Raw genomic sequence first — 1,082 nt, 5'->3', positions numbered from 1 at the left:
TGACCTGAGGCGTTTCTTGTAGCCATTTGGCAAGTGAGTTCTCTTTTATCCTAGAGGCAAGGAGAACTCGATGAAGAAGCGATTTACCGACGAGCAGATCATCCGCATCTTGCGAGAGGCCGAGAGCCGGGATGAGCCGGTGAAGGATCTGTGCAAGCGCCACAACATCTCGGAACAGACCTTCTATCGTTGGCGCAACAAGTTCGGCGGGATGGACGTGGCTGACGCGCGTCGACTTAAGGAGCTGGAATCGGAGAACGATCGGCTCAAGCGCCTGATCGCCGAGCAGATGCTGGTGATCGACGGCCTGAAGGAATTCAGCCGAAAAAAATGAGCACCCCGACGGGCCGGCGCGAAGCGCTGGAAGTCCTGACTCGGCGGGGGCTCTCGCAACGCAAGGCATGTTGCTACCTGGGGCTGAGTCGCCGGGTGGCAACCTATACGCTCAAGCAACCGGAGAAGGATCGGAGCCTGGGCGAGCGACTGATCGCGGCTGCTCAGGAAGTGCCGCGCTTCGGCTACCGGCGGATGTCGGCTTGGCTGGCGCTGGGCGAATCGCGCGTGCGGCGAATGTGGCGAGCCTTGCAGCTCAACATTCCGCGGCGGCGTCCTCGCCGTCGTCGTTGTGGCAACGACATTCGCCTGCCCGGTGCGACACAACCCAATTCGGTATGGAGTTACGACTTTGTGCACGATCAACTGGTGGATGGGCGGGCGTTGAAGATGCTTTGCGTGATCGACGAATACACCCGCGAGTGCCTGGCGATCGAGGTCGACGCCAGCCTGCGGTCGCAGGATGTGATTCTGACGCTGTCGCGACTGATGCGGCTGTACGGCAAGCCCGCATTCGTTCGGTCGGACAACGGCGCCGAATTTACCGCTGCCAAGGTCATGCGCTGGCTGCGAGATGCTGAAATCGGCCCGGCCTTCATCGCGCCCGGCAGTCCGTGGCAAAACGGGTTCGTCGAGAGCTTCAACGGCAAGCTGCGCGACGAATTGCTGAACCGGGAATGGTTCCGCAGCCGCGCCGAGGCCAAGGTGCTCATCGAACGCTGGCGGCAGTTCTACAACGAGCGCCGGCC

Annotated in this window: 1 protein-coding gene; it reads left to right on the top strand. The window is 61.5% G+C overall.

The annotated features are described in order from the left end of the window. Positions 1-70: 70 nt before the first annotated feature. Positions 71-1,082, top strand: a protein-coding gene (locus ACM6JT_RS27115) for an IS3 family transposase (RefSeq protein WP_414857661.1) whose coding sequence is annotated in 2 segments (ribosomal slippage) — positions 71-323 and positions 323-1,082 — 1,013 coding nt annotated over the 2 segments. Because the reading frame shifts where the segments join, the coding sequence is not laid out codon by codon here. This gene is flagged as partial in the annotation.

This window comes from Burkholderia sp. IT-111MI5 (assembly GCF_949752865.1).
In the GTDB taxonomy this organism is placed as follows: domain Bacteria; phylum Pseudomonadota; class Gammaproteobacteria; order Burkholderiales; family Burkholderiaceae; genus Burkholderia; species Burkholderia pyrrocinia_C.
Note: the sequence above shows the minus strand (reverse complement) of the source record. Positions and strands in the feature narration are given on the sequence as shown.